Genomic DNA, 4,458 nt, shown 5'->3' with positions numbered 1-4,458 from the left:
CTTCCGGGAGGGGCGTCGCTGCGGAGGTTGCCGGAGGCGTCGTCGTCAGGGGGGTCGGGCGTGCCGCTGCCGAGGGCGCTGGGAGCGTCCCCGCTGAGGATGCCGCCCCCGCCGTCGTATGTACGCCCGCCCTCGCCATGGCCGTCGGCCGTACCGCCGCCAGTGTCTCCGTCCTCGTCCTCGCCAGCGATCCCCTCGACACCGCCTCCCTGATCGCCTCCAGCTCCCCCGTCAGCTCCGTCGGGTCCGGGAAGTTGTCGTCGCGTTCCAGGAGGACTCCGGGCGGGGACGTGCGGGAGGTGAGGCCGGTGAGGAGGGACAGGACCGCGGGCGGGACGGGGTGGGCGTGGGTGTCGTGCCAGACGCCGTCCTTCTCGATGCCGCCCGCGACATGGACGTACGCGATGGCCTCGACGGGGAGTTCGGCGAGCGCGCGGAAGGGGTCCTCGCCCCGGTTGACGTGGTTCGTGTGGAGGTTCGCCACGTCGATGAGGAGCCGTACGCCGGTCCGGTCGACGAGGTCGTACAGGAACTGGCCCTCGGTCATCTCCTCGCCGGGCCAGGCCAGCAGCGCGGCGATGTTCTCGACGGCGAGGGGGACGGGGAGGGCGTCCTGGGCGATGCGGATGTTCTCGCACAGCACGTCGAGGGCGTCCCGGGTCTTCGGTACGGGCAGCAGGTGCCCGGCCTCCAGCGCGGCCGTGGCGGTCAGCGCACCGCCCGCCCGCACGAACGCGATGTGCTCGGTGACCAGCGGCGAGCCGAGCGCCTCGACCCGCTCGGCCAGCGCCTTCAACCGCCCCTCGTCCGGCCGCTCCGCCCCACCGAGCCCCAGGGACACGCCGTGCGGGACGACGGTCACCCCGCGCGCCCGCAGCCGCTGGAGCGACTCGGGGAGATGCCCGGGGCACAGGTTCTCGGCGACCGCCTCCACCCAGTCGACGCCGGGCATCCGCTCTATCGCATCCGCGATCTCGGGCCGCCAGCCGATGCCGGTACCGAGCCGGAACAGGGGGCTGGGGCGGGAGACACCGGCGAGGTGGGTTCCCGTGCCGTGCGTGGCTGCCCCGTCGAGGTGCCTGTCCGTCGTCCCCGGTCGTGCCGCTGTCTCCAGCCCCGTGCTCGTTCCCTGTCGCGTCATGCTCCCCTCCTCCGACGTTCCGGTCCCCGTGCGGGTGACGGAGATATGACCCCCGTCACCCCGGGGCGAACCCTCGGAAGGCGCGTTCAGAGGAACATTTGAGGTTGGAGTCAGCGCTTCAGCGCCACGCCCCCGAAGCTGTCGACGTCCCTGCGGTCGCCGGCGTCCGCCGGGGCGCGCCACTCCGCCACCGGCACCAGGCCCGGCTCCAGGAGGTCGAAGCCCTCGAAGAAGCGGGAGAGCTGGTCCGGGGTGCGGTTGACGCGGGGGTTGTCGCCCGCCTCGTTCCAGCGTTCCACCATCGCCCGCATCTCGGCCGCGTGGAACACCTCCGTGCTGTCGCAGAACACCAGGTGACTGCCGGACGGGAGCGCCGACTTGAGCTCGCCGACCAGGTCGTACGCGGAGTCGTCCGGGATGTGCGCGGCGATGCCGAGGAGCATGAGGGCGACCGGGCGGTCGAAGTCGAGGGTGTCGCGGGCGGCGCGCAGGATCGCGGCGGGGTCGCGGAGGTCGGCCTCGATGTAGTCGGTCGCCCCCTCGGAGGTCCCCGCGAGGAGCGTGTGCGCGTGCTGGAGGACGACCGGGTCGTGGTCGACGTACACGATCCGCGCGTCGGGCGCGACGGACTGGGCGACCTCGTGCGTGTTGTCGTGGGACGGCAGCCCGGTGCCGACGTCGAGGAACTGCCGGATGCCCGCCTCACCGGCGAGATAGGTCACCGCCCGCTTCAGGAACGCCCGCTGGGCGCGCGCGATGTCGACGATCTCCGGGTTCAACGACCGTATCTGGTCGCCCACTTGACGGTCGATCTGGTAGCAGTCCTTGCCGCCGAGCCAGTAGTTCCAGATGCGCGCGGAGTGCGGCACCTCGCTGTTGATCGGCGGACGGTCGAGCGACATGACGACTCCCGGTGCGAGCTCTAAGGCCGTTGTGGATCTCACGGTAGCCGCCGGACCGTACAACTCCCCGTTCCGGGGCCCTTCCACGAGGGCGCGAGCGGTCTGGGGAACCGGGCCGCGCGTCCACCCGTCCTGCTGGCTGATCACTTGTCAGCTTCGGGTCGAGGGCACCCGGCCCCGGCCCGGTGACGGAAGGACCGACGATGTTAGACCACTTCAGAACGGCGCTGAGCCGGTGTCGCCGTACGGCCGCCGTGCTGACGGCGCTGGCCGCCCTCGCGGCCACGGCCGGTGTCGCCGCGAGCCCCGCGCAGGCCGGCGATCAGCCCGGCCAGGTCTGGTACGCGGGGATCATCCGCAGCTGGGCGCAGGGCCGGTGCCTGACGACCAACGACCGGGCCGTCGTCTCCACGATGCCGTGCAACGACAGCCCGTACCAGCAGTGGTACATCATCATCCAGAGCCACCCTGAGAACGAATGGGCCACGGTGCAGATCCGGAGCGCGGCGACCTCGGGGTATCTCAGGCCGATCTGCGCCGATTGCAGCCCCACGTGGCAGCCGGAAGTCATGACGCACGCCCGGCCGTCCGACGATCCCTGGCTGCTCTTCCCGGCCAACGCCGACTGGTCCGCGTGGCGCTTCGCCTACAAGCCGGGGATCGGACAGCGGTGCCTGGACGCCAACGACCCGAGCGACACGACGGGCAAGCGCCCCTACCTGTCCTTCACGGACTACCGCCCGAACCCGGACCCGATACTCCCGCCGAACTTCTGCACCTCCACCTACCAGGACTGGAAACTGGGCTTCTGATCAGGGCAGCCGTCGGCGCAGTGCGGGGTGATCCGACACGACCGTGAAACTGCCTGGCGCGATCTCGGTGAAGCCCGCGTCACGGACCAACGGCAGCCCGCTCGCCGTGAGTTCGGACCAGCGGCCGGAGTCGGCCGTGCGGACGGCGAGCGCGAAACCGGTCTCGCGCCAGGCGGCCCGCTCCTCGTCGCCCAGCTCCCACCAGGCGAGTTGGGCGGCGTGCCCGGTCTGCGCCATCGTCTTCCCGGCGGACATGTCCAGCTCGGGATTGAGCCACAGCACCGGGACGTCCGGGTCGGCCGGCGCCGGGGCCTCGGGGTCGTCCAGGTCCGTGCCGGAGACCTGGAGGCGGGCCAGGTCCTTGGGCCAGCCGTCCAGCGGAACCGGCGGGAAGACCCGCACCTCCGCCGACTTGCCGGTCACCGTGATCCCGTCCAGCGCCTCCGCGCGCCGCCACTCCGCGCCCCGCGCACGCCGGACCACCTTGCGGATCCGGGCGTCCTGCCAGTCCGTGATCGCCCGCGCCCACTCGCCGTCGCCGGTCGAGCGGGCGTCGTCGAGGATGCACAGGACCGCACGGGCCGAGGTCTCCAGGGCGTCGGTGCGGGCCGGGGCCGCGTCGCGTTCGATACGAACGACCAGCGGCAGCACGAACTGCGGGGCCTCGTCGCGCGGGCTCACTTCGGACTGAAACGGACTGTCACTCACGCCGAGCAGGCTACGTGACCTCGCGGAGAGGGCTCGCCCCGCCTACGCCCTCACCCCGGGCAGGCCGACCTCTGCGCCTCCTGCCACTCGCATACCGGGCACAGGGTGATGCCCTTCTGCGTCGCCGGGTACTCCGTCGGTTCCCGGCACAGTACGCACTCCGCGTTCGGCGTCTCGGTCATGCTCTTCAGCGTACGGCCGCTCTGATCTGGTCGGAGACCTTCACGAAGCGGTAGCCCTTGCGGCGGAGTTCGGGGACGATTGTGCGGAGGGCGCGTTCTGTTGTGGGGGCGGCGCTGCGGGTGCAGTGCATGACGACGACGGAACCGGGCTTGACGCCGTCGAGGACTTGGCGGGCCACGGCGTCCGCGTCGGTCGCGAAGGCGTCGCCGCTGATGACGTCCCACTGGACGGCGGTGACGCCGGTGGCGTTCAGGGCGCGCAGGGCTGTCTTGTCGTAGCAGCCGCCGGGGAAGCGGAAGTAGGGCATCGGGTGCGGGACGCCCGCCTTGCGGAAGGCGGCGTAGGCCTTTTCGATGTCGGCGCGCATGTCCGGTTCGGGGACCGTGGGGAGGCCGTAGCAGTCGGCGGTGAAGGCGTGGTGGCTGTACGAGTGGTTGGCGACCTCGAAGAGGGGGTCGCGGCCGATCGAGCGGGCCTGGTCGGGGTACTCCTCGGCCCAGCGGCCCGTCATGAACACGGTCGCGGGGATCTTCAGGGAGCGGAGGGTGGCGATCAGCGCCGGGTTGTCGAAGTGCTCGCCCCGGGCCGCGCGGGGACCCTGGTCGGCGGTCATGTCGGCGTCGAAGGTGAGGGCGACGGTGCGGTCCTTGCCGCGGGGGGCGTGTTCGAAGACGGGGGTCAGGCCCGAGGGGCCGGCGGCGAGGGTGGGGGG

The 4,458-nt window shown here is 71.8% G+C and carries 6 protein-coding genes; 1 reads left to right on the top strand and 5 read right to left on the bottom strand.

Going from position 1 to position 4,458, the window contains the following annotated elements:
• Together AOK24_RS25650 and AOK24_RS25645 are read right to left on the bottom strand one after the other, a co-directional pair.
• Positions 1-1,012 (bottom strand): MbnB/TglH/ChrH family RiPP precursor modification enzyme (locus tag AOK24_RS25650; protein ID WP_240554119.1); only part of this gene is annotated, 1,012 nt, incomplete at its 3' end.
• Positions 1,013-1,251: 239 nt separating this feature from the next.
• Positions 1,252-2,043, bottom strand: a complete 792-nt coding sequence (locus AOK24_RS25645) for an SAM-dependent methyltransferase (RefSeq protein ID WP_055722434.1) — start codon at positions 2,041-2,043, stop codon at positions 1,252-1,254.
• A gap of 203 nt (positions 2,044-2,246) precedes the next feature.
• Here AOK24_RS25645 and AOK24_RS25640 point away from each other — a divergent pair, with 203 nt between their 5' ends.
• Positions 2,247-2,855, top strand: coding sequence for a hypothetical protein (locus tag AOK24_RS25640; protein ID WP_159051980.1), 609 nt, complete (start codon positions 2,247-2,249; stop codon positions 2,853-2,855).
• On the opposite strand, the gene AOK24_RS25635 is transcribed toward AOK24_RS25640, so the two are convergent.
• From AOK24_RS25635 to AOK24_RS25630, 3 genes are all read right to left on the bottom strand, one after another.
• The gene (locus AOK24_RS25635; RefSeq protein WP_420876688.1) at positions 2,856-3,563 is read right to left on the bottom strand and encodes an aminoacyl-tRNA hydrolase; all 708 of its coding nucleotides are present in this window, start codon (positions 3,561-3,563) and stop codon (positions 2,856-2,858) included.
• A 50-nt stretch (positions 3,564-3,613) separates the two neighbouring features.
• On the bottom strand, positions 3,614-3,745 hold the full coding sequence (locus AOK24_RS52340) for a hypothetical protein (protein ID WP_276206854.1): 132 nt from the start codon (positions 3,743-3,745) through the stop codon (positions 3,614-3,616).
• Between the two features lie 5 nt (positions 3,746-3,750).
• Positions 3,751-4,458, bottom strand: a 708-nt coding sequence (locus AOK24_RS25630; RefSeq protein ID WP_055722431.1) for a polysaccharide deacetylase family protein, incomplete at its 5' end; no start/stop codon positions are given.

The organism is Streptomyces niveiscabiei (genome assembly GCF_001419795.1).
Classification (GTDB): domain Bacteria; phylum Actinomycetota; class Actinomycetes; order Streptomycetales; family Streptomycetaceae; genus Streptomyces; species Streptomyces niveiscabiei.
This window is presented reverse-complemented; position numbering and strand designations above follow the sequence as displayed.

Excerpts from the sequence above, each read along its gene's own strand:
- AOK24_RS25640 (WP_159051980.1), top strand. The coding sequence starts at position 2,247 with ATGTTAGACCACTTCAGAACGGCGCTGAGCCGGTGTCGCCGTACGGCC.
- AOK24_RS25645 (WP_055722434.1), bottom strand. The coding sequence starts at position 2,043 with ATGTCGCTCGACCGTCCGCCGATCAACAGCGAGGTGCCGCACTCCGCG.
- AOK24_RS52340 (WP_276206854.1), bottom strand. The coding sequence starts at position 3,745 with ATGACCGAGACGCCGAACGCGGAGTGCGTACTGTGCCGGGAACCGACG.